This window comes from Paraburkholderia fungorum, assembly GCF_900099835.1.
In the GTDB taxonomy this organism is placed as follows: Bacteria; Pseudomonadota; Gammaproteobacteria; order Burkholderiales; family Burkholderiaceae; genus Paraburkholderia; species Paraburkholderia fungorum_A.
On the sequence record NZ_FNKP01000002.1, the window covers coordinates 2,558,162 to 2,581,034 of the forward strand.

Annotated in this window: 18 protein-coding genes; 12 read left to right on the plus strand and 6 right to left on the minus strand. The window is 63.0% G+C overall.

Annotation, left to right across the window (positions count from 1 at the left end; genetic code table 11):
• Positions 1-256 precede the first annotated feature (256 nt).
• From BLS41_RS27310 to BLS41_RS27320, 3 genes are all read left to right on the plus strand, one after another.
• Positions 257-1,633 (plus strand): MFS transporter, encoded by a 1,377-nt coding sequence (locus BLS41_RS27310; RefSeq protein WP_074770496.1) that lies wholly within the window; start codon positions 257-259, stop codon positions 1,631-1,633.
• Between the two features lie 57 nt (positions 1,634-1,690).
• Positions 1,691-2,146, plus strand: coding sequence for a type II 3-dehydroquinate dehydratase (locus BLS41_RS27315; RefSeq protein ID WP_074770497.1), 456 nt, complete (start codon positions 1,691-1,693; stop codon positions 2,144-2,146).
• A gap of 330 nt (positions 2,147-2,476) precedes the next feature.
• Complete coding sequence (locus BLS41_RS27320) at positions 2,477-3,985, plus strand: MFS transporter (protein WP_074770498.1); 1,509 nt, start codon at positions 2,477-2,479, stop codon at positions 3,983-3,985.
• A gap of 111 nt (positions 3,986-4,096) precedes the next feature.
• Here the strand turns inward: BLS41_RS27320 and kdgD are convergent, their stop codons facing one another.
• The 3 genes from kdgD to BLS41_RS27335 all read right to left on the minus strand — a co-directional run bounded on the left by kdgD (position 4,097) and on the right by BLS41_RS27335 (position 7,962).
• Entirely contained in the window at positions 4,097-5,014 is a 918-nt protein-coding gene (kdgD, locus tag BLS41_RS27325) for a 5-dehydro-4-deoxyglucarate dehydratase (protein WP_074771222.1), read from the minus strand.
• A 100-nt stretch (positions 5,015-5,114) separates the two neighbouring features.
• Positions 5,115-6,467 (minus strand): glucarate dehydratase, encoded by a 1,353-nt coding sequence (gene gudD, locus BLS41_RS27330; RefSeq protein WP_074770499.1) that lies wholly within the window; start codon positions 6,465-6,467, stop codon positions 5,115-5,117.
• Between the two features lie 151 nt (positions 6,468-6,618).
• Positions 6,619-7,962 carry an MFS transporter gene (locus BLS41_RS27335; RefSeq protein WP_074770500.1) on the minus strand — a complete coding sequence of 448 codons (1,344 nt, stop codon included), beginning with the start codon at positions 7,960-7,962 and terminating at the stop codon, positions 6,619-6,621.
• Between the two features lie 481 nt (positions 7,963-8,443).
• Here BLS41_RS27335 and BLS41_RS27340 point away from each other — a divergent pair, with 481 nt between their 5' ends.
• From BLS41_RS27340 to BLS41_RS27360, 5 genes are all read left to right on the plus strand, one after another.
• On the plus strand, positions 8,444-9,154 hold the full coding sequence (locus BLS41_RS27340; RefSeq protein WP_074770501.1) for a FadR/GntR family transcriptional regulator: 711 nt from the start codon (positions 8,444-8,446) through the stop codon (positions 9,152-9,154).
• 329 nt (positions 9,155-9,483) lie between these two features.
• The gene (locus BLS41_RS27345; RefSeq protein ID WP_074770502.1) at positions 9,484-10,230 is read left to right on the plus strand and encodes an SDR family oxidoreductase; all 747 of its coding nucleotides are present in this window, start codon (positions 9,484-9,486) and stop codon (positions 10,228-10,230) included.
• A 78-nt stretch (positions 10,231-10,308) separates the two neighbouring features.
• Positions 10,309-11,430 (plus strand): Gfo/Idh/MocA family protein, encoded by a 1,122-nt coding sequence (locus BLS41_RS27350; RefSeq protein ID WP_074770503.1) that lies wholly within the window; start codon positions 10,309-10,311, stop codon positions 11,428-11,430.
• A gap of 132 nt (positions 11,431-11,562) precedes the next feature.
• Positions 11,563-12,147 carry a TetR/AcrR family transcriptional regulator gene (locus BLS41_RS27355; protein ID WP_074771223.1) on the plus strand — a complete coding sequence of 195 codons (585 nt, stop codon included), beginning with the start codon at positions 11,563-11,565 and terminating at the stop codon, positions 12,145-12,147.
• A gap of 15 nt (positions 12,148-12,162) precedes the next feature.
• On the plus strand, positions 12,163-13,194 hold the full coding sequence (locus tag BLS41_RS27360) for a LysR family transcriptional regulator (RefSeq protein WP_074770504.1): 1,032 nt from the start codon (positions 12,163-12,165) through the stop codon (positions 13,192-13,194).
• On the opposite strand, the gene BLS41_RS27365 is transcribed toward BLS41_RS27360, so the two are convergent.
• Positions 13,191-14,330, minus strand: a complete 1,140-nt coding sequence (locus BLS41_RS27365) for an alkene reductase (RefSeq protein ID WP_074770505.1) — start codon at positions 14,328-14,330, stop codon at positions 13,191-13,193. The genes BLS41_RS27360 and BLS41_RS27365 overlap by 4 nt on opposite strands.
• Positions 14,331-14,568: 238 nt before the next feature.
• The gene (locus BLS41_RS27370; protein WP_074770506.1) at positions 14,569-15,828 is read right to left on the minus strand and encodes an MFS transporter; all 1,260 of its coding nucleotides are present in this window, start codon (positions 15,826-15,828) and stop codon (positions 14,569-14,571) included.
• A 238-nt stretch (positions 15,829-16,066) separates the two neighbouring features.
• On the opposite strand from BLS41_RS27370, the gene BLS41_RS27375 reads away from it, so the two are divergent.
• The 4 genes from BLS41_RS27375 (at position 16,067) to BLS41_RS27390 (ending at position 20,228) form a co-directional block, all read left to right on the plus strand.
• Positions 16,067-16,987 (plus strand): LysR family transcriptional regulator, encoded by a 921-nt coding sequence (locus tag BLS41_RS27375; protein WP_074770507.1) that lies wholly within the window; start codon positions 16,067-16,069, stop codon positions 16,985-16,987.
• Between the two features lie 222 nt (positions 16,988-17,209).
• Positions 17,210-18,712 (plus strand): DASS family sodium-coupled anion symporter, encoded by a 1,503-nt coding sequence (locus BLS41_RS27380; protein ID WP_074770508.1) that lies wholly within the window; start codon positions 17,210-17,212, stop codon positions 18,710-18,712.
• Positions 18,713-18,754: 42 nt separating this feature from the next.
• Positions 18,755-19,576: an alpha/beta fold hydrolase gene (locus BLS41_RS27385; protein ID WP_074770509.1), complete on the plus strand. Its 822-nt coding sequence runs from the start codon at positions 18,755-18,757 to the stop codon at positions 19,574-19,576.
• Positions 19,577-19,997: 421 nt separating this feature from the next.
• Entirely contained in the window at positions 19,998-20,228 is a 231-nt protein-coding gene (locus tag BLS41_RS27390; RefSeq protein ID WP_074770510.1) for a hypothetical protein, read from the plus strand.
• A 169-nt stretch (positions 20,229-20,397) separates the two neighbouring features.
• On the opposite strand, the gene BLS41_RS27395 is transcribed toward BLS41_RS27390, so the two are convergent.
• On the minus strand, positions 20,398-22,626 hold the full coding sequence (locus tag BLS41_RS27395; protein ID WP_074770511.1) for an NADP-dependent isocitrate dehydrogenase: 2,229 nt from the start codon (positions 22,624-22,626) through the stop codon (positions 20,398-20,400).
• Positions 22,627-22,873 lie beyond the last annotated feature (247 nt).

Here is a 22,873-nt window from a genome sequence, read left to right on the forward strand (position 1 = left end):
CTGGCGAAAGGCAGTTTTGCACATTATGAGATCGAATTCCACCCTGGAATGGCATCCCACCTAGGGGTGCTAAGCTGTTTTCAAGGTCGCGATTCTGGTTTGAGACGGCTTTTGACGCAGCTTGTAAAGCCGCTTTCGAAGCCGCGAAAACGCGCCGGTTTTATCGAACGAAACAAACAGACAAAAGCGCGGAAGCAGGTGAACGGCGATGACTCTTCACCCGACATTCCGTGCAGCCCAAGGTCAAGGAGACGACATGATTCAGGACGCACAACCCGGCACGCACGCCGCGATGCGCACGCGAGCGGTGACCGCCGCCGCGATCGGCACCGCGCTCGAGTGGTTCGACTTCACGCTGTACGGCGCGCTCGCCGCAACGATTTTGCCCAGGCTCTTTTTCCCGTCGATGGACCCCACGTCCGCGCTGCTCGCGTCGCTCGCGACCTTCGGCGTCGGGCTTGCCGCTCGGCCGCTCGGCGCGATCATCTGCGGCCACCTCGGCGACAAACTCGGCCGGCGCAATCTGATGCTCGGCACCGTCACCGTGATGGGCGTGGCGTCGATGGCGATGGGCTTGTTGCCGACTTACGCGAGCATCGGCGTATGGGCGCCGGTCCTGCTCGTGCTGCTGCGGATTCTGCAAGGCTTCGCGCTGGGCGGCGAATCGACCGGCGCGCAATTGATGGCGATCGAACACGCCAGCCCCGACCGGCGCGGCAAATACTCGGGACTGCTCGGCCTGTGCTCGCCGCTGAGCCAGATCATGGCGAACGGCGTGCTCTTGCTGCTGTCGTCGACATTGCCGGCGCAGGCGTTCGAATCGTACGGCTGGCGCATTCCGTTCGTGCTGAGCTTCATTCTCGTGATCGTCGGCCTGTACATCCGGCTGAAAGTGAGCGAGACGCCCGCGTTCGTCGCGCTGCGCAAAACCGACGTCGTGCACGTCGGCAGTCCGTTGCGCGACGCGCTGCGGCTTCACTGGCGCACCGTTCTGCGCTGGATGCTGTTCTTCTGCGGCCCGGCGGCGATCTTCTACCTGATCGTCGTGTTCTCGCTGAGCTACATCACGAAGACGCTGGCGATTCCGAAGCAAACTGGCTTTCTGCTGCTGATGGGCGCGAACGTCTGCGCGATCGTCGGCGCGCTGGCCGGCGGGATGCTGAGCGACCGGATCGGCCGCAAGAAGGCGCTCGCGATCGGCTCGACCGCGACGCTGCTGATGCTCTTCGTGTACTTCCAGATTCTCGACACCCGCAGCTTCCTGCCGATGCTCGCCGCAATGGGCTTCTTCCTCGGCTTCACGCAGTTCCAGAGCGGCATTCAGCCGGTCGCGTTCGCCGAAGCTTTTCCGACCAACGTGCGCTATTCCGGCTCGGCGCTCGCTTATACCGGCGCCAATCTGGTGGCGGGCGGTCCGATGCCGGTGCTGGCCGTGTGGCTCTTTTCCGTCTGCAACGGCTCGCCGTGGGGCGTCGTCGCGGTATGCGTGGTCTTCAACGTGATTTCGCTCGTGATGATCCTGACCGCTCGCGAAACGCTCGGCATCGATATGAATCGCACCGACTCGGCAGCGGCCGTCACGGGCGACGCGGATTTTGCAACGGCGGGCGTGAGCAACAGCCACCGCATGTAACGCCCCGCATCGGGCCGTCCCGCATCACACTGAATTTTGCAAACAGGCGACTGAATAATGACTGAACTCGTTTATGTACTGAATGGCTCGAACCTGAACATGCTGGGCAAGCGCGAGCCGCATCTCTATGGCACGACCACGCTCGCGCAGATCCAGCAGCAGGTGGAAGCGCTCGCGAACCGGCTCGAACTCCAATGCGAATTCCGCCAGACCAACAGCGAAGCGACGATGGTCGACTGGCTGCAGGAAGCGTTCGAGCGCGATGCGGCGGTCATCATCAATCCGGCGGGATTTTCGTTTGCGTCGGTGCCGGTGCTGGACGCGGTCAAGCTGATCGAGCGTCCGTTGATCGAGCTGCACATCACCAATATTCATAAGCGCGACGAAACCTACCGCCATTCGCTGATCTCGCGCGCGGCGACCGGCGTGATCTGCGGACTCGGCGCGAGCGGTTATCTCGTCGCGATGCAGGCCATGGCGATGGCGCTGGGCAAAAGTCCGAGCTTCGGCTGAGCGGCCGAGCGGCTGACGTAAAACCAACACTCGCCTTAGCGGACGACATCGTATAACCATCCCGCTTCACCAAGCCGTGCGCGCGCCGCACGGCTTTTTTGCGTCCAATTTTCGCTCGGCGGCGCGAGAAAATAATTTCGACTAAGGGAAAACCCGTATAATTCCCTACCAAGAGGTCAGACAACTTCACGATATAGTCGTCATGATCCTTGGCCTGCCGCCCCTTCCACGCCGCGCAGCGCCCAACCTGAACCGCCCCCGGCCCGCTCCGTGAACTCGACCCCGACCAGCACTACGACCGCCCTTCCGTTTCGAAACGCCCTGTTCGCGATGCTTGGCATCGGCCTCGTCAACATGCTGGTCGCGCTCGACCAGACCGTGGTCAGCACCGCGTTGCCGTCGATCGTCGCCGAACTGCACGGCTTCGAGTACTACGCATGGATCGCCAGCGCCTACCTGCTGGCGTCGGTCGTGACGGTGCCGGTGTTCGGGCGTCTCGGCGACTACTTCGGCCGCAAGCGCTTCGTGATTGCCGCAGTGATCGTGTTCACAGTGGCCTCCGTGCTTTGCGGCGTCGCCAACGACATGCTGTTTCTGGTGATCGCGCGCGGCTTGCAGGGCGTCGGCGGCGGGATGATGGTCGGCACCGCGTTCGCGTCGATTCCCGATCTGTTCCCCGATCCGCGTGCGCGGGTTCGCTGGCAGGTGGTGATGGCCGCCGCGTACGGCATCGGCACGGCCGCCGGTCCGTCGCTCGGCGGCTGGATGAGCGAGCACTGGGGCTGGCGCTCGACTTTCCTGATCAACCTGCCGGTCGGCGCGGCGGCGCTGTACTTCATCTGGGCGCATCTGCCGGCTTTCCGTCGCCCGCATGACGGCGAGGTGAAGATCGACTGGCTCGGTGCGGCGCTGGTCGCCGGTGTGCTCGGCGGCTTGCAGGCGTTTATCGAAGGTGTGCCCAAACATGGTCTGACCGTGGGCATGCTCATCCTCGGCGTATGCGTGATTGCGGGCACCGTCGCGTTGCTGATCTGCGAAAAGCGCGCCACGCATCCCATCATTCCGCTCGATCTGTTCAAAGACCCGCAACTCGTCACGCTGTTCACGCTCGGCATGCTGTCCGGCTTCACGATGTTTTCGCTGATCTTCTTCGCGCCGTTGCTGTTGCAGGGCGGCTTCGGCTTGTCGCCGCAACAGGCCGGCTTGCTCGCCACGCCGATTGCCGCATGCATCGCGCTCGGCAGCCTGCTGAATACGCGCATCGTGGTTCACATGAAAAAGCCCACGCAGATTCTGTCGATCGGCTTCGTCCTGCTGCTGTTCGCATCGATCGGCATCGCGTTCGCGAATCCCGATACGCCGACCTTCCGGATCGAATTGCCGATGGCGGCGGTCGGCATCGGCCTCGGCTTCATCCTCAACAATCTGAACGTGTTCGCCCAGGAGATTGCCGGCCGCGAGCGCTTCGGCATCACGACCGCGTTGCTGCAATCCACGCGGATGGTGGGCGGCATGCTCGGCACGAGCATCGTCGCGACTGTCGTGTCGCATCACTACAGCAACGTCGTCACGCGGACGATGAGCGTGCTCGGCGAGCCTGCGGCGTCGCAATGGCGGCCGCGTTTTGTCGACCTGCGTATTCTTATCGACGACGCTTCGCGCACGCAGTTGATCGCGGATATGAAAACCTCAGGGCTGGACACGTTGGCGCTGATCGACTCCGCACGCGATGCGCTGGTGCAGTCGATTCATATCGGCGTGTGGCTGACTGCGGTGGCTTCGCTGGTCGCCGCGTTGCTGGTGCAGCGCATCTCGCATGTGGTGTTTCGCAAGAGCTAGCCACAACATCCGCTCGAATAAAAAACGCCCGGCGACACAATTGTCCCGGGCGTTTTTTCATGGTCTTCAAATTCGCACGGCCGCGATGTTGCCGCGACCGTGGCGGCTGCATTACTGCGCGCCGAGCTTCTTGATCAGCACGTCGAGCATGCCGACTTCTTCTTCGGTCAGATTGGTCAGCGGTGCGCGGACCGGGCCTGCGTCGTGGCCGACCAGCTTCGCGCCGGCCTTGACGATGCTGACTGCGTAGCCAGCACGACGGTTGCGGATCTTCAGGTACGGCAGGAAGAAGTCGTCGATCAGCTTGCCGACCGTTGCGTGGTCGTCGGCGGCAATCGCGCGGTAGAAGTCCATCGCCGTCTTCGGGATGAAGTTGAACACTGCCGACGAGTACACCGGCACGCCCAGCGCCTTGTATGCCGCTGCGTAGACTTCCGCGGTCGGCAGGCCGCCGAGGTAAGAGAAGCGGTCGCCCAGACGGCGGCGGATCGTCACCATGTTTTCGATCTCGCCCACGCCGTCCTTGAAGCCGATCAGGTTCGGGCAGCGTTCCGCCAGGCCTTCGAGCATGTCCGCGTTGAGCTTCGAATTGGCGCGGTTGTAGATGATCACGCCCATGTTCGGCACGGCTTTACACACTTCTTCAGCGTGCGCGGCGATACCTTCCTGGCAGGCTTCGGTCAGGTAATGCGGCATCAGCAGAATGCCGTTGGCGCCGTGACGCTCGGCTTCCTTCGCGTAGTCGATCGCGACGCGCGTCGGGCCGCCTGCACCCGCCAGGATCGGCACCTTGCCCTTGCAGACTTCGGTGGCGGTCTTCACGACCTTCGAGTAATCGTCATGCGTCAGCGAGAAGAATTCGCCCGTGCCGCCCGCCACGAACAGCGCCGATGCGCCGTACGGAGCGAGCCAGTCGAGGCGCTCAGCGTACGTGTCGGCGCGGAAGTTGCCTTGTGCGTCGAAGTCGGTGACGGGGAAGGACAGCAGACCTTCCGAAACGATTGCTTTGAGTTCTTGAGGTGTAGTCATGGCGTGAATCGTGTGAATTGCGTGAATGGCTTCGGGGTTGGGCGGCACGATCCAGCTTGGCGTGCCGCCGCCCGGATCGTCGAAATCAGCGTCGACAGTCTTAGCGCACGAGGCACGGGCGCTTGTTGTCGAACTTCCAGTTCGGAATCAGGTATTGCATCGCGACGCCGTCGTCGCGCGCACCCAGGCCGTGTTGCTGATACAGCGCGTGCGCCTTCTCGAGTTCGTCCATATCGAGTTCGACACCGAGGCCGGACTTTTCCGGAACCTTCACCTTGCCGCCGACGATCTGCAACGGATCACGCGTCAAACGCTGGCCGTCCTGCCAGATCCAGTGCGTATCGATCGCGGTGATCTTGCCGGGAGCCGCAGCCGCGACGTGCGTGAACATCGCGAGCGAGATATCGAAATGGTTGTTCGAATGCGAACCCCACGTCAAGCCCCACTCGTTGCACATCTGCGCGACGCGCACCGAGCCTTGCATCGTCCAGAAATGCGGATCGGCGAGCGGAATGTCGACCGACTGCAACTGGATCGCGTGCCCCATCTGACGCCAGTCGGTCGCGATCATGTTGGTCGCCGTCGGCAAACCGGTTGCGCGGCGGAATTCGGCCATCACTTCGCGGCCCGAATAGCCGTTTTCGGCGCCGCACGGGTCTTCCGCGTAGGCCAGCACGTCGTGCTGGTCGCGGCACAGGCGCACCGCTTCGGCCAGCGACCATGCGCCGTTCGGGTCGAGCGTGACGCGCGCGTCCGGGAAGCGTTCGGCGAGCGCGGTGACCGCTTCGATTTCGGCGTCGCCGGGCAGCACGCCGCCCTTCAGCTTGAAGTCGTTGAAACCGTAGCGCGCCTGCGCGGCTTCGGCGAGACGCACGACCGCTTCGGGCGTCATCGCTTCTTCGGTGCGCACGCGATCCCAGTCATCGCGGCCATCGGCGCCGCTCGCGTACGGCAGGTCGGTCTTCTTGCGATCGCCGATGTAGAACAGGTAACCGAGCATTTCGACTTCGTCGCGTTGCTGGCCTTCGCCGAGCAGCGCCGCAACCGGCACGCCGAGGTGCTGGCCGAGCAGATCGAGCAGCGCGGCTTCGAGCGCGGTAACCGCGTGGATGGTGGTCCGCAGATCGAAGGTTTGCAGACCGCGGCCGCCAGCGTCGCGATCGGCGAACTGGGTGCGCGCCTTGTTCAGGATGGCTTGCAGATTGCCGATCGACTGACCGACGACGAACGGCCGCGCGTCGTCGATCGTCTTGCGGATGCTCTCGCCGCCCGGCACTTCGCCGACGCCGGTGTTGCCCGCGCTGTCGCGCAGGATCACGACGTTGCGCGTGAAGAACGGGCCATGCGCGCCGCTCAGATTCATCAGCATGCTGTCCCGGCCGGCGACGGGCACGACGCGCAGTTCGGTGACGACGGGCGTGGCGTTCTTCGATTCGGAGAGGTTCGATGACATGAGAATAGGTTCTGTAGAGTGAAAAATCCGGTGGGCGAAACGCAGGGCGATATGGTTGCTCGTCGCGCTCGACACCCGCTCCGGGTGGAAATCAGTCAGTGCTTATCGGTCGATTAACGGTAATGAAAAACGGTCGTGAAAATCAGTGTAGTCAATGCGCTTTGCTGTGCAGCGAATCCGGCAGCGCGTTGTTGTCGTTGCCGCTATCGCCACGACGGTTGCGGGTGAGGAAACCTGCCGCCGCCGCGATCAGCGACGCGACGCCCAATCCGTACAGGCCGCCGGTAATCGAACCGGTGTGCTGCTGCAGATAACCGAAGGTGGCCGGCGCAAAGAAGCCGCCGAGGTTGCCCACCGAATTGATCAGCGCGAGCACGCCGGCCGCGACCCGGGCGTCGAGATAGCCTTGCGGAATCGGCCAGAACAGCGACGAAGCCGCCTTGAAACCGATCGCCGAAAAACAGATCGCCACGAACGACCACACCGGATTGCCCGACGTCGACGCAAACAGTCCGCACGCCGCGATCACCAGCGCCACGGCCATCCACGCCTGCTGGAAGCGCCATTTCGCCGACAGCACCGCGAAGCCGTACATCCCGGCCATCGCGATCAACCACGGAATCGCGTTGAACATGCCGACCTGGAAATCGGTGAGACCGCCCATCTTGCGGATGATGGTCGGCAACCAGAACGTGGCCGCGTAAATCGTCAACTGGATCGCGAAGTAGAGGAAGCAGAACAACAGGATTTGCGGGTCCTTCAGCAACTTCATGGTGGGCAGATGCGCGCCGCCGCGTGCGTCACGCTCGGCCTGCTCCATCGCAATCGACCTTGAGAGCACGGTCTGCTCTTCGCTGGTCAGCCAGTGTGCATCGCGGATATGCGACTTCAGCAGCATCCAGCTCACCGCGCACAACACGATCGAAAACGCGCCTTCGATCAGGAACATCCACTGCCAGCCTTGCAGGCCGAGTCCGCGAATGGACAGCAGCGAACCGGTGATCGGACCGGACAGCACCGACGCAAGCGCCGAGCCCGACAGAAAAACCGCGACCGCCTTGCCGCGCTCTTTCTGCGGCAGCCACTGCGTGAAGTAAAACACCACGCCGGGGAAAAACCCGGCTTCGGCCACGCCGAGCAGAAACCGCAGCACATAGAACGACGTGTCGTTCCACACGAAGGCCATCGCGCCCGCCACCAGCCCCCACGTGCCCATGATCCGCGTCAGCCATGCACGCGCGCCGTACTTCTGCATCAACACGTTCGACGGCACTTCGAAAAGCGCATAGCCGATGAAGAACAGTCCGCTTCCCAGGCCGTACGCCGCCGCGCCGATGCCGAGATCCGTCTGCATGTGCGAATTGACGAAGCCGATGTTCACGCGGTCGATGTAGTTGGCGATGAACATGATCAGGAACAGCGGCAACACGTGCCGCTTGACCTTCGATACTGCGGATTCAAGCGGGTCGGCCGCCGGGTTGAGAGCAGAGGTCAAGGTTGTCTCCAGTATCGGCCACGTGGGCGCGTCGGATCGGGTGCAACGCGGCGCGGCTGGTCGGAACTGACTACGTCAGTTTCAGCAATCGTGATACGTTGTCTGACGACAGTCTACTATTTTTTGAAGATCGATTCCAATGTGGTGTTTACCCTGTAAATCACGATGTAATACAGTGTCCGTGCTGCATCACATAACGAAAAATCGACTTTTCATCACGAACTAAGACGTCTGATGACTTAGATTTTATCCTGCCTTCGTTGTGCAGCGGGAAGGCGTGGGTCAATCCATTCCTTTACTGCAATCAGCGCCCTTCACATAGGACTCGGAAAACGTCCTGTGCCATACTTTAAGAGGAGCCGGGCCACGGCATCGCCTGCGATGTCGACCGGAGTCACGATGGCCAGGCCGTTGCGGCCCGTGCCGTCGCCCCTGCAATAACGCGTGCATTCACCGTCGATTAGTCAAACAAGCCACAAAAATGAGCAGCCTAACTGAGAAGGTGGTGGCCACCCTTTCCGATGAAATTCGCCGCGGCGTCCTGAGGCCAGGCGACCGTATCCCCACCGAAGTCGCGATGATGAAGCAGCTCTCCGTGAGCCGCTCCGTGGTTCGCGAAGCGATTTCGCGGCTGCAGGCGGCCAATGTGGTCGAGACGCGTCACGGCATCGGCACTTTCGTGCTGGCGCCCGCGTCCGAAAAGCCGATGCAGTTGCCGACCGCCGATCTGTCCAACATGCTCGACGTGATGGCGATCATCGAATTCCGGATCGATGTCGAGGCCGCGTCGGCCGCGCTCGCCGCGACGCGCCGCACGGAACAGAACCTCAAGCTGATCCGCGCTGCGCTGACGCGCTTCGAGTCCGAACTCGAACGCGGCAGCACGGACACGGTTGCGCACGACATCGAGTTTCATTTGCAGATCGCGCGCGCGAGCGGCAATCGCTATTTCTTCGACGTGCTCAGCCAGTTGGGCCGCGCGGTGAGTCCGCGCACCCGGCTCGGGTCCGCCGAGATCGCGGAACTCGACCATGTGGAGCATCTGCGCAATGTGCTGGGCGAGCATCAGACGATTTATCGCGCGATCGAGCGCCAGGATGCCGACGATGCACGTGCGGCGATGCGCATGCATTTGAGCAATAGCCGCGAGAGGCTGCGGCGCGCGCATGAGATGAGTAAAGTTGGCGGGTGAGGTGGCGCGCGCGGCTGGGCGCCGTTATTACCTGGCTACGCGCAGTGGCTACCATCGCCACATAAAAATACAATCGTACTGATTTCCGCCTGATCCACCTTCCGAACCGGTCTGCGCAGCCGGACCGGCTGCCTTTCCCCGCCAATACCGGCTGATTCGCGAGCCACCGCCGTAAGCGGGCAGCCGGTAATTTCATTGTTCTCCCCGTCCGAATTGTCCATTCGCCCCGGGCTTCTTGATGCGTCCAATACGTTCGTCCATATTCCACACATCGCCTGACGGCGACATTCACTGGTACGCGAACCTTCAATCCCCTCAAGAGACACATCATGAAACTCACAGGCAACACGATCTTCATTACCGGCGGCGGCTCGGGCATCGGCCGGGCACTTGCTGAAGCATTCCATCGACTCGGCAATCAGGTGATCATCGCCGGACGGCGCAAGGCCAATCTCGACGAGACGATTGCCGCCAACCCAGGCATGCAGGCGGTCGAACTCGACATCACCGATCCGCAAAACATCGCTGCGGTCGCGCGCGAGCTGATCGCGAAATATCCGTCGCTGAACGTGCTGATCAACAACGCCGGCATCATGCAGATCGACGACCTCAGCAAGCCCGTCGACGATGCGCTGATCGTCGCCACGCTGACCACCAACCTGATGGGCCCGATCCGCCTCACGGGCGAACTGGTCGACCATCTGCAACAGCAGGACGATGCGACGATCATCAACGTGTCGTCGGTACTCGGCTTCGTGCCGCTGGCGATTTCCGGCGTCTACTCGTCGACCAAGGCCGCGATCCATTCGTACACGCAATCGCTGCGCTACAAGCTCAAGGACACGTCGGTTCGCGTCGTCGAAATCGCGCCGCCGTGGGTGCAGACCGATTTGCTCGACAGCAGGAACGAACCGCGCGCCATGCCGCTCGCGCCGTTCATCGAACAGACCATGCGCGAACTCGGCACCGATGCCGACGAAGCGATCGTCGACATCGCGCGTCCGCTGCGCAACAACGCGGGGCCAAACGAAGCCGCTTTCGTCACGCAATTCAACGACCAGTTCACCGGCGTATAACGTCTGTCGGCGGACCTCGCAGCCGCAACGGATTGCGGTTTGCGAGCCGCCCTGTCGCGCGTCAGCGCGAGGTATCCCATGACTCGAATTTCCCTGACTACCGGCGACGCTCCGATCCGGGTCGGCATCGTCGGCGTCGGCAACTGGGCGCGGCACGGCCATGTGCGCGTGTTGAGCCTGCTGCCGCAATACGAATTGACCGCCGTGTTCAGCCAGCGCCGCGAGGCGGCCAACGAGGTCGCCCAACGTTACGGCTTCAAATACGTCGCCGATTCGCTCGACGACCTCGTCAATCATCCCGAAGTCGATCTGGTGATCGTGCTGACCACCGCGCCGCAACACGCGGAAGGCGTGCGCGCCGCAATCGCGGCTGGCAAGGATGTGTATTGCGAATGGCCGTTGACGCCCAGCGTCGACACTTCGCGAGAGCTGGTCGAACTCGCCCGGCAAAAAAACGTGCGCCATGTAGTCGGCTTGCAGCGGCGGCTCGCGCCGCACAACCGCTACGTCCGCGATCTGCTCGAGCAGGGTTACGTCGGCCGGCTGCGCTCGGTACGCATTCACGTGAGCATGAATTACTTCCAGGCGCTGCGTTCGAACGCATTGCGCTGGACCGTGCCGCCGGAAAACTTCTCCAGCGTGATCGCCATCTACGCCGGCCATTTTCTCGACATGCTGTTCGAAGCGACCGGCTGGCCGCTGTCGATCAGCGCGCTCAGCGTCAATCAGTTCGATCAGGTGACGATCAGGGAAACCGGCGAGGTCTTGCCGACCACGACGCCCGATCAGCTCGTTCTCGCAGGACGTCTCGCGGACGGCGCGGTGGTATCGGTGCATATCGAAGGCGGCAAGCGCAACGGCTCGGGCGTGCAGATCGACATCACGGGCACCGAAGGCGATTTACGCATCACCAACCGGTCGGCGTTCGGCAATCTCGGCGACGACTACGTGGTGGAAGGCGCACACGGCGATAACCTGCCGCTTGCACCGTTACCGGTGCCCGCTTCGTATGACCGCCTGCCTGAATCCGACCTGCCGTCCGCCGTGCTGGAACTCGCGCAACTCTACGCAGCCTTCGCCGACGACGTCCGCACCGGCAGCCGCACGGCGCCGACTTTCGAGCACGCGGTGCGGCTGCATGAGCTGCTCGACGCCGCCGTAGAATCGTCGGAAAGCGGGCGGCATATCGCGCTGGGCTAAAGCGAACACGGCAGAATCAAGCCGCCGCACACCGCCTGCCCGCAACCTCGCCCCGCCTTGTGCATGACACAATGCGGGGCGTTCGCACAACGCAAACCGCCATCGCCTGACAACGCCCACGACATTCCGACCATGCCGAAACCTTCACACAAAGACACGCTGATTACCGAAGGCATGCGTGTCATCCACGAATTCGGCTTCAACGGCGCGAGCGTGCGGGACATCGTGAAGGCGGCGGGCGTACCGCACGGGTCCTTCACGAACCACTTCGCGTCAAAAGAAGCCTTTGGTCTCGAAGTGATCGATCTGTACGCCGAACGTGCGCGCGGCGACCTGCGCGACACGCTCCTGAACGACGACTTGAAGCCGCTGCATCGTCTGGGCAAATATGTCGATGTGCATATCCGCCTGATCGGCCTGAACGATGCGCGCAACGGCTGCCTGCTCGGCAATTTCGCCGCCGATTCGAGCGACAACGACACCATCCGCGCGCGTCTGAACGAGATCTTCGCCGAACTGGAAAGATGCGTTCTATATTGCCTGGAAGCCGCCGTCGCCGCGCGCGAATTGCGGGCCGACACGAATTGCGAACAACTGGCCACGTTCATCGTTTCGTCGATGCAAGGCGCGTTTCTGCTCGCGCGCACGCAACGCGATCCTGCGCCGGTCGTCAATCTGAAGGAAGTGCTGTTCTCGAAGGTCTTGCAACGCGCCTGAACCCAAGGAGTTCTCATGACGACGCCCGATCGGGCCAGCCGCTCCGCCGTTTCCGCCACCGCGCGGCTCGCGCCGGCAGCGCCTGCTGCAGTCGGCGAAACTGGCGCATCGTCGCCGGGGGCCATGGACCGGTTCGGCTCGCTCAACGTGTTCGTGCGCGCCGCCGAAACCCGCAGCTTCACCGAGGCGGGCCGGCAGTTGGGCATTTCGTCGTCGGCGGTGGGCAAGGCCATCTCGCGACTCGAAGGACGGCTCGGCGTACGCCTCTTTCATCGCAGCACGCGCAGCATTGCGTTGACACCCGAGGGGGCGATTTTCCTGACGCGGTGTCAGCGGATCATCGGTGAAATCGAGGCTGCCGAAACCGAACTGGCGCTCGCGAATGCCGAGCCGCGCGGACGCCTGCGCGTGAGCATGCCCATGGTGAGCACGCTGATGATGCCGGTGATCGGCGCATTCATGACCGCGTACCCGGACATCACGCTCGACATCGATTTCTCCGACCGGATGGTCGACGTGATCGAAGAGGGTTTCGACGTGGCGACCCGCACCGGCGATGTCGCCGATTCCACGCTGATCACGCGCACGATGGGCGCGTTCCGGCAGGTGATTGTCGGCTCGCCCGCGTACTTCGCGCGGCGCGGCGTGCCGACCGAACCGGAGCAGTTGCGCGAGCATGCGTGCCTTCAGCATCGCTTTCCGACCACCGGTAAATTGCGGCGCTGGCCGTTGAGCCGCGACGGCGAGACGCTCGATATCGACCTGCCGACCGTGGCGATCGTCACCGCCGTCGAGCCGCTTATCCTGCTCGCGGAACAGGGGCTCGGCCTCGTCTGCGCGCCCGACTTCACCGTGCGCGCGCGGTTGGCCGAAGGTTCGCTCGTGGCGGTGCTGGAGCCGTTTCTGGACAGCCCCAGCGCGTTTCGCGCGCTGTGGCCGTCGGGCCGGCAGATGTCGCCGAAGGCGCGGGTCTTCATCGACTATCTGACCGAACATCTGTTTCCGGCTCAGGCTTCGGCGACGGCGGTTAAGGCGCAGCTGCCTTAAACGATGGCGGCTTCGACTTCGGCTTCAGCTTCAGCTTCAGCTTCTTCGCGATAGAACGGATAGTCGGTATAGCCGACTTCCGTGCCGCCGAAGAACGTCGGACGGTCGTAGCGGTTGAGCGGCAGCTTCAAACGCAGACGCTCCGGCAAATCCGGATTCGCAATAAAGTCACGGCCGAACGCGACGAGGTCGGCGTCTCCCGCGACAAGAATCGCTTCCGCCGAGTCGCCTTTGAAACCGCCTGCCGCGATGATCGTCCCCGGATAGTGCTTGCGGATCGTCTGCGCGGCGACCGGCGCCTGGTTGCGGCTTTCGTCCTCGACATTGCCCGCGATGCGCGGCTCGATCAGATGCAGATACGCGAGATCGAGCTTCGCGAGTTCCGCCGCGACGTACGTGAACAGCGCGACCGGATCGCTATCGGACATATCGCCCCACGATCCGCTCGGCCCCAGGCGCACCGCCACCTTGTCGCTGCCCCACACGGACATCACCGCGCGGGTCGCTTCCATCAGCAGACGCGCGCGATTTTCGAACGAGCCGCCGTAAGCGTCCGTGCGTTTATTGCTGCCGTCCTGAAGGAACTGGTCGAACAGATAACCGTTCGCGCCGTGCAATTCCACGCCGTCGAAGCCCGCTTTCACGCCGCGTTCGGCGGCGCTGCGGAAACTCTCGACAATCGCGGCGATCTCGTCGGTCTGCAACGCGCGGTTCGGCGTGTTCGGAACCCAGCCGGCTTCCGTATAGGCGACACCGCCGTGCAACACTTCCGACGGCCCCACCGGCTGACCGCCATCGGGCTGCAACTGTGCATTCGACTGACGTCCCGCGTGATAAAGCTGCAGGAAGATGCGGCCGCCCTTCGCATGCACGGCGTCGGTGACTTCGCGCCAGCCGGCGATCTGGCTGTCGTCGTACAGGCCCGGCGCACCGAGATAGCCGTTGCCGTTGGGGGCCGCGATGGTCGCCTCGCCGATCAGCAACGCGCCGGGCGACGTGCGCTGCGCGTAGTACTCGGCCATCAGACGGCCGGGGCGCGCGCCGTCTTCGGCACGCATCCGCGTCAACGGGGCGAGCACGACGCGGTGCGCGAATTCATAAGGTCCTACTTTGACGGTCGTGAAAAGCTTGCTCATGATGGTTTCTCGTCTCTCGAAAGTTATCCGGTGAATGACTGCCGCCAGGCGCGCGATGCGTTCTCCGGCGTTGATGACAATCTATAGGCGCGGCCCGTCGGGAAAAACGGGCCGCGCCTCCGAAGACTTCGGACCGCGTGGTCCGCAATGCGCTGGAAGCCTTCTGGTGCTGCGATGCGCGGCATACAGAGATTGTTGCGATGGCGGAGCCTGAGTGTTTCAACGCGCGCCGCCTCGCCTACTTGCCGAGCGCATCCTTGAGACTCGCGTGACGCGTGCCGAACGTCAGGATCACGAACAGGCTGAGCACGGCGAGAATGCCGCCGAGATGCATCGTCGATGCAATGCCGAGGTGGTCGACCACCGCGCCGCCAGCAAGCGAGCCGAGCGCGATCGAGGTCTGCACCGTGCTGACGAACAGCGACGATCCCGCTTCCGGCCGATCCGGAGAAGTCCATTGCATCCAGATGCTCAGGCTCAGCGGAATCGCCCCGTAGGCGATGCCCCACAGCATCACCGCCGCGATCACCGCAGCAGGCGAGGCGTGCAACATCGGCAACGCGAATAGCGCGAGCGCCAGCAACGCGCCCAACGTCAATAACGACGCCTTCAGATGCCGCGTCACGAGCGCCGAGACCGCGAAATTCGCGCCGAATCCGACGACGCCGAAGCCAAGCAGCACAGCTGTCATCCACGACGCACCGAACGACGCATCGCGTTCGAGAAACGGTGCGATGTACGTATAAGCCGCGAAGTGCGCGCCGAACAGCAAGCCGACCAGCAACAGACTGCGGCGCACGGCCGGGCGAGCCAGCATCGCGCGGAAATCGTCGGGACGCATCGCCGCTCTGGGCGGCAGCGACGGCAGGAACACGGCCTGCGCCGCCAGCGCGAGCGCGGCGAGCACGGCGGTCGCGAAGAACGACACGCGCCAGGAACTCAGATCGGCGATCAGGGTGCCGAGCGGCACGCCGACCACCGTCGCCAGTGTGATGCCCATGAAGATCGTCGCGCCGGCGCGAGCCGCCTGGTCTTCCCGCACGAGTTGTCCCGACGCGCCGAGCGCGACCGTCCAGAAGCCGCCGAGGCTCGCGCCCAGCAGCGCGCGGCCCGCGAGCATCGCGGCAAAGCCCGGTGCGAGCGCCGATATCACATTCGACGCCAGTAACAGCGCGGCCAGCAGCAACAGGATCAGCCGACGGTTGATCCGCCCCGCCGCCAGAAGCAACGCGGGCGCGGAGATCGCGGCGATCACGCCCGGGGTCGTCACCATCAGCCCGGCGGTGCCCGGCGTCACGCCGAGATCGTGCGCGATCTGCGGCAACAGGCCGACCGGCATGTATTCGGTTGCCACGAACGCGAACGACCCGATCGCGACCGATAAAACCGCCAGCCACGATGGTCCGCGTGCGGAGGCATCGAGTGTCGATAAAAGTGCTGCGCCTTCGCCCGCGGCCACCTGTGGCGCGGATGGGCAGGCTAGTTGATTGGCATCCATGGAAATTCTCCGGTTCGAAAAATAAGGAACCGGCGGACCGTCGCACTACGCTGACGTGACCGCCGGTCAATACGGCTTTCTGAAACGGAGAGTAGAAGGATCGATGGGGAATGTGGCTCCCCATCAACGCGACAGATGGGCCTTGGGGATATCATCGGGACGCGCACCTGCCGACAGCAACGGCTCGATTCACGCGTTTCCCTCGCTTGGCAGACATCCACCCCGGAGGGCTCCGATTTTGGCGCTCGGCAATATCAACGACATCGCAACTTTCGTCACCGTGGTCAAAGCCGGCAGTTTCACGGCGGCGGCGCAGCAACTCGGACTCACGCGTTCGGCGGTCGGCAAAATCATTGCGCGGCTCGAAGCGCGTTTGCAGGTGCGGCTGTTGCATCGCACTCCGCACAGTCTCGGTCTCACCGACGACGGCTCCGTTTTCTTCGCCCGCTGCACGCAGATTCTGGACGACCTCGAAGAGACCGAAACTGCGATGGCCGTGCGCAGTGCAACGCCGGTCGGCACCTTGCGCCTCAGCCTGCCCATCGGACTAGGGCATCGGCAGGTCCTGCCCGTCATCGAAACGTTTCTCGAACGGTGGCCGGCGGTGTCGGCCGAAGTCAGCTTCACCGACCGCTTCGTCGATCTCGTCGATGAAAGTTTCGACGTCGCGATCCGGGTCGGCGAACCGAAGCCGGACTCGCGGCTGATCGCCCGCACGGTGGCGACGCAACGGCTGATCACCTGCGCGTCGCCCGCTTATCTGGATCGCCGGGGAATACCGGCGACGCCGCCCGATCTGACGCAGCACGAATGCCTTCACTTCGTCAGCGCAGGGCGGCCGCAGCCGTGGCTGTTTAACGGTTTCGAGCAACCGCCGGTGGAAACCGTCGGCAGATTGAAAATGGACAGCGCCGAGGCATTGATCGGCGCAGCCGTGCGCGGCGCGGGCATCGTTACGCTGCCCTCGTATCTGCTCGACGCCGAAATCAGACAGGACCGCTTGCGGCCGTTGCTGCAATCGTTCGCGATGGACGGCCTGCCGATTCGCGCGGTCTATCCGACGCGGCGGCATCTGACGCCGAAGGTGCGTCTCTTCATCGATCACCTCGTTGACGCATGGCAGCCGCTGCCGCCGTGGGAAGACCCGTCGCGCCAATAACAATGCGCAGCGCATGAAAAGCGCACATCTGCCAGGCGTGAGATGAACGCAACGCCCCCCGCAATTGACCCCTACGACGATTCGGTGATCCAATCGTCCGGCGCATCGCCTACGCTTCGTACTTCAGGCGGAAGCCGCCTGAAACGCGGCGGGAAAGCGCACCGAACGACGCAAGCCAGTGAAGCCCCAAGGTCGACCACGACCAACGACGGAGCGACAAGCATGAGCGCATCGAAACCCGAAGCTCAATCCGGCGCGGCGCCTGCTCCGGCCAAACGCGGTCTGCCCATTGGCCTGATCGCGAGTGTCGTCGCGATGATCGTCGTCCTGTTGCTCCCGTTACCCGCTTCGCTGCCGCCCGCCGGACACCGCATGCTCGCGATTCTCGCGTTCGCCGTGGTCGTCTGGTTGACCGAAGCCGTGTCGTACGAGGCCAGCGCGATCATCATCACGTCGCTGATGGCGTTCCTGATCGGCACCGCGCCCACCATCAAGGACCCGTCGGTTCTATATGGCACGTCGGCGGCGATCAGCATGGCGCTCGCCGGCTTTTCGAATTCGGCGCTCGCGCTGGTCGCGGGTGCGTTGTTCATCTCCGCAGCCATGACGATCACCGGGCTCGACCGGCGCATCGCGCTCGTCACGCTGTCGCTGATCGGCACGACCACGCGGCGCATCCTGATCGGCTCGATTGCGGTGACCATCGTTCTGTCGCTGGTGGTGCCGAGCGCGACCGCGCGCAGCGCCTGCGTCGTGCCGATCATGATCGGCGTGATCTCAGCGTTCGGCGTCGACAAACGCTCGAACATCGCGGCCGGCATCATGATCGTGGTCGCGCAGGCCACCAGCATCTGGAACGTCGGCATTCTGACCGCCGCCGCGCAGAATCTGCTAACCGTGGGCTTCATGGACAAGATGCTCGGCGCACGCGTCACATGGCTCGACTGGCTGATCGCCGGGGCGCCGTGGGCGATCGTGATGTCGGCGGTGCTGCTGGTCGTCGTGCTGAAGATGCTGCCGCCCGAAACCGACAGCATCGCCGGAGGAAAAGAGGCGGTCGCGCGCTCGCTACGGGAGTTGGGTCCGATGACGGGGCCGCAGAAGCGGCTGCTTGCGGTGGCGATCGGCCTGCTGTTTTTCTGGGCCACCGAAGGCAAGCTGCATCCGTTCGACACCACGTCCGTCACTTATGTGGGGCTGGTGATCCTGATGCTGCCGCGCGTCGGCGTGATGGACTGGAAGACGGTGCAAAACCGCATTCCGTGGGGAACGGTGATCGTGTTCGGGGTCGGCATCAGCCTCGGCACCGCGCTGCTGACGACCACGGCCGGGCAGTGGCTCGGCGATCTCGTCGCGCATCACAGCGGCCTCGATCACGCGAGCGCGTTCACCGCGTTTGCGATTTTGTCGGCGTTCCTGATCGTCATCCATTTGGGGTTTGCCAGCGCGACCGCGTTGACCTCCGCGATGCTGCCGATCCTGATCGCCGTGCTGCAATCGATGCAAGGCGAGTTCAACCGGCTCGGCATGACAATGCTGCTCGGCTATGTGGTCAGCTTCGGCTTCGTGCTGCCGATCAACGCGCCGCAAAACATGGTCTGCCTCGCCACGGACACCTTCACCGCGCGCCAGTTCTCGCGCGTCGGCATCGTGATGACGATCGTCGGATATCTGCTGCTTCTGCTATTCGCCGCGACCTGGTGGCGCTGGCTGGGGTGGCTGTGAACGCCGACTACAAAACCTGAAAGCCTGCAAAGGAGACTGCCCATGGAATCCGCCAAGCAATCCAGCGACGACGACACCCTCGAAAACTTCGATGCAAGCGGCGCGGCACCGCTGCCCGAAGCGAATGACAGCGGCCATATCGAGCACGACGCCGCACGCATCTGGTACGCGGCCTACGGCGCGGGTGCACCGGTGATCCTGCTGCATGGCGGCCTCGGCAATAGCGGCAACTGGGGCTACCAGGTGCCGGCGCTGGTGGACGCCGGTTATCGGGTGATCGCGATCGACAGCCGCGGCCACGGCCGCAGCACGCGCGACGCCCGTCCGTACAGCTACGAGTTGATGGCGTCCGACGTACTCGCCGTGATGGACGCGCTACAGATAGAGCGCGCCGCAATGGTCGGCTGGAGCGACGGCGCGTGCGTCGCGCTGATTCTCGGCGCGAGCGCGCCCGAGCGCGTGGCAGGGGTGTTCTACTTCGGCTGCAACATGGACCCGAGCGGCACGAAGGAATTCGTGCTGACGCCGGTCATCGAGCGATGTTTCAGCCGGCATACGAAAGACTACCGCCAGCTCTCAGCGACGCCGGATGACTTCGACGCCTTCGTCGCCGCCGTCAGCCACATGCAGAAAACGCAGCCCGATTACTCCGCCGACGATCTCGCGCGGATCGACGTGCCGGTCGTGGTGGCCCAGAGCGAGCACGACGAATTCATCAAACCGGAGCACGCCGAGCACATCGCCCGCAGCATTCCGGGGGCGCAGTTGGTCGCGCTGCCCGGCGTTAGCCACTTCGCGCCGCTGCAAAGGCCGGCGCTGTTCAATCGCACGGTGCTCGATTTTCTGCGGCGTATTCTTCCCTGAGATGTGGTGAGTTGCCGGGCGGCTCTCGCTTGAGTGAGCCGCCCCACTGCGTCACATCGACGCCCGTCTGCGGCAAAACCGCGCGCCGGACCTCCAAAATTTCACGATGTGATAAGAACGCGCGCTTCGTAAAAAATCGTGGTGCGTGGCACAAACGCGGCATTTCACGATGTCGCCTAGCGTTGCACATCGCGAAATGAATATCATAACCCATTATTTTTTAACGATATTTTTTTGCAAAACGAAGCTTCCAACACCCACTTGCACCGCCGGACGCTGACGTAGACTCTTTTACAAGAGCCGACGCTTTACACGGTTGAGTCGAACGGAACGGCAGCAACAGCGCCTGACCGGTCCCACAACCTGGGCAACAGGCAGCCTCGGCACCGCGGTTTTTAAATGGCAATTGGGAGATAGAAAAATGAAAGGCTTTCGCTTTGGATCGACCCAGGGAGCGTTCTACATTTTGCCGGGCCAGGATGGTTGGGAGGCCACTTACGGCAATGAGACGCTTGGTGAATTCAACAGCCCGCAACAGGCTGCCGACGACCTCGCACGCGGTTTGACGTGCCCGCATCTGTCGGAAGGCGACGATACGTCGATGCTTGAAATCCCCGAGAAGCTCGCGGATTGGGAAATCGTTCACGTCTGATGCTGATGGCGAGCACGACGACTGGCCTCATCGATGTGAATCTGAACGCAGATGTAAAAACGACGATGGCGCTCTAGAGCGCCATCGTCGTGTTGACTGCTTACGTCAGTGCGAATTACGTCGCGGCTTCAGTCGCAGTTGTTGCCAGCTTGAGCTTCGCCTGAGCTTGTTAAGCTACCGAATCAACGATCTGATTCAGCGTTGCGCTCGGGCGCATTGCCTTGCTCGTCAATTCCGTGTTCGGACGGTAGTAACCGCCGATATCCACCGGCTTGCCCTGCGCTGCGCCGAGTTCAGCGACGATCTTCGCTTCGTTCTCAGCCATGGCCTTCGCCACGCCCGCGAACTGCGCCTGCAGCGCCGCGTCTTCGGTTTGCGCGGCCAGTGCTTCGGCCCAGTACAGCGCGAGGTAGAAGTGGCTGCCGCGATTGTCGATACCGCCAATCTTGCGCGCCGGCGACTTGTCGTTGTCGAGGAACTTGCCCGTAGCCTGATCCAGCGTCCTGGCCAGAATCTGCGCCTTCGGATTGTGGTACGCGTTGCTCAGGTGTTCGAGCGATGCAGCCAGCGCCAGGAATTCACCCAGCGAGTCCCAACGCAGGAAACCTTCTTCGACCAGTTGCTGAACGTGCTTCGGAGCCGAACCGCCCGCGCCCGTTTCGAACAGACCGCCGCCTTCCATCAGCGGGACGATGGAGAGCATCTTCGCGCTGGTGCCGAGTTCCATGATCGGGAACAGGTCGGTCAGGTAGTCGCGCAGCACGTTGCCGGTGACCGAAATCGTGTCCTTGCCTGCACGGATACGTTCGACCGAGAACTTCGTGGCTTCGACCGGCGTCAGGACACGGATGTCGAGACCGTTCGTGTCGTGGTTCTTCAGGTACTGCTCGACCTTCCTGATGATCTGCGCGTCGTGTGCACGAGCCGCGTCCAGCCAGAAAACGGCCGGCGTGTTCGAAGCGCGGGCACGGTTGACGGCCAGCTTGACCCAGTCCTGGATCGGCGCGTCTTTGGTCTGGCACATACGGAAGATGTCGCCTGCTTCGACCGGTTGCTCGATCAGCACCGCGCCGCTTGCGTCGGTCACGCGGACCACGCCGTTCGCCGGGATCTGGAACGTCTTGTCGTGTGAACCGTATTCTTCGGCAGCTTGCGCCATCAGGCCGACGTTCGGCACCGTGCCCATCGTGACCGGGTCGAATGCGCCGTGCTTCTTGCAGTCTTCGATCACAGCCTGGTACACGTCGGCGTAGCAACGGTCCGGAATCACAGCCTTCGCGTCGTGCAGTGCGCCGTCGGCGCCCCACATCTTGCCCGACTCGCGGATCATGGCCGGCATCGACGCGTCGACGATCACGTCGCTCGGCACGTGCAGGCTGGTGATGCCCTTGTCCGAGTTGACCATCGCCAGATGCGGACGCTGCTCGTATTGCGCCTTGATGTCGGCTTCGATTTGAGCAACCGTCTCTGCCGGCAGGTCTTTCAGACGCGCGTACAGATCGCCGATACCGTTGTTCGGGTTGAAGCCGACCTTGGCCAGCGCTTCAGCGTGCTTGGTCAGCACGTCTTTGTAGAACACCGACACCACGTGACCGAAGATGATCGGGTCGGAGACCTTCATCATCGTGGCCTTCAGGTGAACCGAGAACAGCACGCCGTTCGCTTTCGCGTCGGCGATTTCCGCTTCGATGAAGCTGCGCAGCGCGTTCTTGCTCAGCACCGACGCGTCGATGATCTCGCCCGCCTGCACTGCGGTCTTTTCTTTCAGGACCGTCTTCGAGCCGTCGGCGGCCGTCAGTTCGATCTTCACGGCGCCGGCCGCTGCGATCAGCGCCGATTTTTCGCTGCCGTAGAAATCGCCGCCGCTCATGTGCGCGACGTGCGACTTCGAGTCCGCGCTCCACGCGCCCATCTTGTGCGGGTGCTTGCGTGCGTAGTTCTTCACCGACAGCGGCGCGCGGCGATCCGAATTGCCTTCGCGCAACACCGGGTTCACGGCGCTGCCCTTGATCTTGTCGTAGCGGGCCTTGACGTCCTTTTCTTCGTCGGTCGAGGCGACGTCCGGGTAAGCCGGCAGCTTGTAACCCTGGTCGCGCAGTTCGGCGATCGCGGCCTTCAGTTGCGGCACCGAAGCGCTGATGTTCGGCAGCTTGACGATGTTCGCTTCCGGACGCGTGGTCAGCCCACCCAGTTCAGCCAGATCGTCCGGGCCTTTCTGCTCGGCGGTGAGGTAGTCGGGAAATGCAGCAATGATCCGGCCGGCCAGCGAGATATCGCGCGTTTCAACGATCACGTCGGACGAGCGCGTGAACGCCTTAACGATCGGCAGCAGCGAATAGGTAGCCAGTGCAGGCGCTTCATCGGTCAGGGTGTAGATGATCTTCGGCGATGTGGACATGTTTGATGCTTTGCTAAGTGAGGTGATAGACAGAGCGTTGGTCGCGCTGAGCCGGCGTTTTGCGACGGAACATACAACCCGGCGAAACGTAGCAAAAACGCAGCACAAACGCCGCGCGACCCACGGCACCACTTTTTACGGCCAGACCGTGAGTATATGCGTGTTTTCCTCTATTCGCTGCTAAACAAACATATCCGCGAAACGCGCTGGATGGGGTCGAGCCCCGCCAGATAAGGCTTACAGCGAA

What these genes read in the sequence shown, in the direction of transcription:
- BLS41_RS27395 (WP_074770511.1), bottom strand. Translation starts at nt 22,626, where the DNA reads ATGTCCACATCGCCGAAGATCATCTACACCCTGACCGATGAAGCGCCT.
- BLS41_RS27315 (WP_074770497.1), top strand. Translation starts at nt 1,691, where the DNA reads ATGACTGAACTCGTTTATGTACTGAATGGCTCGAACCTGAACATGCTG.
- BLS41_RS27380 (WP_074770508.1), top strand. Translation starts at nt 17,210, where the DNA reads ATGAGCGCATCGAAACCCGAAGCTCAATCCGGCGCGGCGCCTGCTCCG.
- BLS41_RS27350 (WP_074770503.1), top strand. Translation starts at nt 10,309, where the DNA reads ATGACTCGAATTTCCCTGACTACCGGCGACGCTCCGATCCGGGTCGGC.
- BLS41_RS27340 (WP_074770501.1), top strand. Translation starts at nt 8,444, where the DNA reads ATGAGCAGCCTAACTGAGAAGGTGGTGGCCACCCTTTCCGATGAAATT.
- BLS41_RS27345 (WP_074770502.1), top strand. Translation starts at nt 9,484, where the DNA reads ATGAAACTCACAGGCAACACGATCTTCATTACCGGCGGCGGCTCGGGC.
- BLS41_RS27385 (WP_074770509.1), top strand. Translation starts at nt 18,755, where the DNA reads ATGGAATCCGCCAAGCAATCCAGCGACGACGACACCCTCGAAAACTTC.
- BLS41_RS27360 (WP_074770504.1), top strand. Translation starts at nt 12,163, where the DNA reads ATGACGACGCCCGATCGGGCCAGCCGCTCCGCCGTTTCCGCCACCGCG.
- BLS41_RS27320 (WP_074770498.1), top strand. Translation starts at nt 2,477, where the DNA reads ATGCTTGGCATCGGCCTCGTCAACATGCTGGTCGCGCTCGACCAGACC.
- kdgD (WP_074771222.1), bottom strand. Translation starts at nt 5,014, where the DNA reads ATGACTACACCTCAAGAACTCAAAGCAATCGTTTCGGAAGGTCTGCTG.
- BLS41_RS27390 (WP_074770510.1), top strand. Translation starts at nt 19,998, where the DNA reads ATGAAAGGCTTTCGCTTTGGATCGACCCAGGGAGCGTTCTACATTTTG.
- BLS41_RS27310 (WP_074770496.1), top strand. Translation starts at nt 257, where the DNA reads ATGATTCAGGACGCACAACCCGGCACGCACGCCGCGATGCGCACGCGA.
- BLS41_RS27365 (WP_074770505.1), bottom strand. Translation starts at nt 14,330, where the DNA reads ATGAGCAAGCTTTTCACGACCGTCAAAGTAGGACCTTATGAATTCGCG.
- BLS41_RS27355 (WP_074771223.1), top strand. Translation starts at nt 11,563, where the DNA reads ATGCCGAAACCTTCACACAAAGACACGCTGATTACCGAAGGCATGCGT.
- gudD (WP_074770499.1), bottom strand. Translation starts at nt 6,467, where the DNA reads ATGTCATCGAACCTCTCCGAATCGAAGAACGCCACGCCCGTCGTCACC.
- BLS41_RS27370 (WP_074770506.1), bottom strand. Translation starts at nt 15,828, where the DNA reads ATGGATGCCAATCAACTAGCCTGCCCATCCGCGCCACAGGTGGCCGCG.